4 protein-coding genes are annotated in these 3,389 nt (G+C 75.1%); all 4 read left to right on the plus strand.

The features are described 5' to 3' along the window. Nucleotides 1–1,205 (plus strand): ATPase, T2SS/T4P/T4SS family (locus tag ACK5F2_RS16655; RefSeq protein ID WP_409866633.1); only part of this gene is annotated, 1,205 nt, incomplete at its 5' end. Then, the gene (locus tag ACK5F2_RS16660; protein WP_409866635.1) at nucleotides 1,186–2,568 is read left to right on the plus strand and encodes a hypothetical protein; all 1,383 of its coding nucleotides are present in this window, start codon (nucleotides 1,186–1,188) and stop codon (nucleotides 2,566–2,568) included. The genes ACK5F2_RS16655 and ACK5F2_RS16660, both read left to right, overlap by 20 nt. Continuing rightward, on the plus strand, nucleotides 2,565–3,167 hold the full coding sequence (locus ACK5F2_RS16665) for a GspMb/PilO family protein (RefSeq protein ID WP_409866637.1): 603 nt from the start codon (nucleotides 2,565–2,567) through the stop codon (nucleotides 3,165–3,167). Before ACK5F2_RS16660 ends, ACK5F2_RS16665 begins: the two co-directional genes overlap by 4 nt. Beyond that, on the plus strand, nucleotides 3,164–3,389 hold a 226-nt coding region (locus tag ACK5F2_RS16670; protein WP_409866639.1), incomplete at its 3' end, for a hypothetical protein. The genes ACK5F2_RS16665 and ACK5F2_RS16670, both read left to right, overlap by 4 nt.

Below are 3,389 nucleotides of genomic sequence, written 5' to 3' on the forward strand. Positions count from 1 at the left end.
CGCGCCAGCCCCACGGCATGCTGCTGGTCACCGGCCCCACGGGCTCGGGCAAGACCACCACGCTCTACGACGCGCTGCAGGACGGGGCCAGCGATGTGCACATCGAGTGCACGGCGCGCGGCGCCAATATCCGCTTCCGCATCGACGGCGTGATGGCCCAGGTGCGCGCGGTGGACGGCGCGGCCGTGGCCGAGCAGCTGGTCTCGCGCCTCAAGGTCATGGCCGAGCTGGACATCGGCGAGCGCCGCCTGCCGCAGGACGGCCGCTTCAATCTGCGCGTGCAGGGCCGCGAGATCGACTTCCGCCTCTCCATCATGCCCAGCGTCTTTGGCGAGGACGCGGTGGTGCGGGTGCTGGACCGCGCGCGCATCGAGCAGGACCAGGGCTCGCTCACGCTGGACGCCCTGGGCTTCGGTGCCGAAGAGCGCGCCGCCATCCGCGCCCAGGCGCGCCAGCCCCACGGCATGCTGCTGGTCACCGGCCCCACGGGCTCGGGCAAGACCACCACGCTCTACGCGACGCTGGCCGAGATCCACACCGGGCAGGACAAGATCATCACCATCGAAGACCCGGTGGAGTACCAGCTGCCCGGCGTGGTGCAGATCCCGGTGAACGAGAAAAAGGGCCTGACCTTCTCGCGCGGCCTGCGTTCCATCCTGCGCCACGACCCCGACCGCGTGATGGTGGGCGAGATCCGCGATTCCGAGACCGCGCAGATCGCGGTGCAGGCGGCGCTGACCGGCCATCTGGTCTTCAGCACCGTCCACGCCAACAATGCCTTCGACGTGATCGGGCGCTTCATGCACATGGGCCTGGACCTCTACAACGTGGTCTCGGCGCTCAACGCCGTGCTGGCCCAGCGCCTGGTGCGCCTGGTCTGCCCGCATTGCGCGCGCCCGCACGAGCCCGAGCCCGCACTGCTGGCCCGCCACGGCCTGCGCGCGGACCCGAGCCACCGCTTTCTGCGTGGCGAGGGCTGCGGCCACTGCCGCGGCAGCGGCTACCGCGGCCGCCGCGCCGTGGCCGAGCTGCTGCGCCTGGACGACGGCCTGCGCGATCTGATCGCGGCGCGGGCCCCCATGTCCCAGATCAAGGAGGCGGCGCGCAGCCGTGGCATGAAGCCGCTGCGCGCCATGGCCCTGGCCGCGGTCTGCCGCGGTGAAACCACTTTCGAGGAGCTTGAGCGTGTCACTCTCGACGAGTAGCCCGCCCGCCCCGGGGGGACAGGTCTTGCGCTGGCGCCAGGCCTTCAGCGCCCGCCTGGCCAAGCCGCGCCTGGCCTGGCTGGACGTCCGTGGCCTGGAGGGCCTGGAGCCCCTGCGCGCCGGCCAGGCCCTGGACCTGGTGGTGTCGGAGCGGGCCCTGCAGCACCTGGTCTGCGAGCCGGGCCTGCCCCTGCAGGACGAGGCCGCGCTGCAGGCCTATGCCCGTCAGCTGCTCGCGCATTACTTCGGCGCCGCCGCCCAGCGCTGGGCGCTGGCGCCCTGGCGAGCCGGTGGGACAGCCGGTGCCAGCGCCCTGCACGGCCTGGACCTCGCGGCCCTGCGCCAGGGCCTGACGCAGCGCGGTGTGGCCCGGCGCGGCCTGCGCCCGGCCTGGGCTGCCCTCTTGCAACGCTGCCTGAGCCAGCAGCCCGACTGGGCCCGTGCGCCGCAGGCTGCCCTGGTCTGGGTGGAGGGCGATCTGCTGAGCTGGATGCGCCTGGAGGCCGGCCAGCTGCGCCTGCTGCAGCACCGCCGCCTGGCCGCGCCGCGTGTCGAGGCCCTGATGGACCTGCTGACCGAGCTGCGTGCCCAGACCCCGGAGCTGAGCGAGCTGCCCGTGCTGCTGGCCGGCTACGGCCTGGACGCGCCGCGCATGCCGGCCCTGCCGGGCGTGCGCCAGCTGGGCGATCTGAACGCCGCGGCCCCGCGCCTGGAAGAGTTCGAGCGCGTGCCGCCCGCAGGCGAGGCCGCCGTCCCGCGTCCCGACTTTGCCGCACCGCCCGAGCCGCCGCACCGCCTGGCCTGGGCCCTGCTGGCCTGCGGCCTGCTGGTGCTGGGCACGGCGGCCTGGAGCGCCTGGAGCGCCCAGGCCGAGCTGCGCACGGCGCGCGAGCGCCAGGCCCATCTGCAGGCCCAGCTGCAGCGCCGCCCGGTGGCGCCGCCGCCCGCGGCCGCCAAGGCCGCCGCCCGCGCCCAGGCCACGCTGGAGCAGGAGCGCCTGCGCAGCAGCACCGAGGTGCAGGCCCTCTTGCGCCAGCCCTGGGGTGCTCTGCTGGCCAATGTGGAGCAGGCCGGCCTGGTGGACCCCGCGGCCGGTCAAAGCATCGCCTGGCTGGGCCTGGACTACAGCGCCGGCCGCCGCGAGCTGCGCCTGAACGGTCTGGCCAGCGACCAGGCCCAGGCCCTGCAGCTGGTGGAGCGGCTCTCGGCCGCGCCGGGCTGGGGCGAGGTGGTGCTGGCGCGCTTCCAGACCGCCACCGAGGGTGCGCCGGGCCAGCGCTTCGATCTCAGCGCCCGTCTTCAGCCGGAGGCCTTGCGGCCCGAGCTGGCCCAGGTCTCGCGCAGCCGGGGAGGGCAGCCATGAAGCGTCTGAACATGGACCGCCTGCCCGCGCCCTTGCAGACCCTGCTGGCGCGCGTGCCGGCCCTGCGTCGCCTTGGCCGCCTGGGCTGGCCCGGCGCCCTGGGCCTCTTGGCCCTGCTGGTGGCCGGCGGCCTGGAGCTGGGCCTGGCTCAGCGCTGGCAGCAGGAGCGGCAGACCCTGGAGAGCCAGGCCGAGCAGCTGCAGCGCCAGCTGCGCCTGCAGCGTGCCAGCGGCGCCGCGGCCGGCCCGGGCACGCCCGAGCAGTGGCGCGCCGGACTGCCCGGCCCCGAGCTGCGGCAGCAGCGCCTGGCCGATCTGCTGGAGGCCGCCCTGCGTGCGGGCGTGTCTACGCCCCGCACCGAACACCGCCTCAGCGTCGATGCCAACGCCGGCCTGGAGCGCCTGCGCGTGAGCATGCCGGTGCAGGGCAGCTATGCCACGCTGCGCGCCTTTCTGGAGCAGGCCTTGAGGCAAGACCCGGCCCTGAGCCTGGACGGGCTGAAGCTGCGCCGCAGCAACCCGGCCAGCGCGGAGCTGGAGGCCGAGCTGCAATGGTCGCTGCATGGCCGCGCGGCCCTCAGCGAAGGAGGCTCGCGATGAGCGCCGGCACCGAGCCAAAGAACACCCTGGGTCCGCGCCAGTACCTGCTGGCCACCGGCCTGGCCGCGGCCGTGGCCGCCACCATGTGGGCGGCCCAGCTTGAAGACGAGGGCGGTGACGCGGGCGCAGCCGGCCTGGCCGCGCCCACCCGTTCCGCCCCGCGGCCCGCAGCCCCGGCCGCTGCCGCATCGGCTGCTGCCGCGGCCGCGCCCGCCTGGGCCC

Origin of the sequence: Roseateles sp., from assembly GCF_046300915.1 — a bacterium.
Classification (GTDB): domain Bacteria; phylum Pseudomonadota; class Gammaproteobacteria; order Burkholderiales; family Burkholderiaceae_C; genus Kinneretia.

What these genes read in the sequence shown, in the direction of transcription:
- ACK5F2_RS16665 (WP_409866637.1), top strand. Translation starts at nt 2,565, where the DNA reads ATGAAGCGTCTGAACATGGACCGCCTGCCCGCGCCCTTGCAGACCCTG.